The sequence below is a fragment of the Streptomyces sp. NRRL B-1347 genome (assembly GCF_000720325.1).
Lineage (GTDB): Bacteria > Actinomycetota > Actinomycetes > Streptomycetales > Streptomycetaceae > Streptomyces.
The window spans coordinates 1-247 of record NZ_JOJM01000328.1 but is presented as its reverse complement, the minus strand read 5'-3'; the positions used below and the strand labels follow the sequence as shown (position 1 = coordinate 247).

Annotated in this window: 1 protein-coding gene; it reads left to right on the top strand. The window is 70.4% G+C overall.

Going from position 1 to position 247, the window contains the following annotated elements:
* Positions 1-247: hypothetical protein (locus tag IG74_RS47480; protein ID WP_158858169.1), on the top strand; the 247-nt coding region annotated here is incomplete at both ends.

The following is a 247-nucleotide window of genomic DNA, read 5'->3' as shown; positions in this document are numbered from 1 at the left end:
GGTGTCGGTGGGTCGTTCCGACCGGCTGGTGAGTCCGGTGCAGTCGCTTGCGTGGGGTCTGGGCCGGATCGTGGGGGCGGAGTACCCCCAGCGCTGGGGCGGTGTTGTGGACCTGCCCGAGACCATGGACAGCCGGGCGCTGGTCCGTCTGGCCGGGGTGCTGTCCGTGGAGGGTGGCGAGGACCAGGTCGCGGTGCGTGGTTCGGGTGTGTTCGTCAAGCGGTTGGTGCGTGCTTCCGCGCTTGAG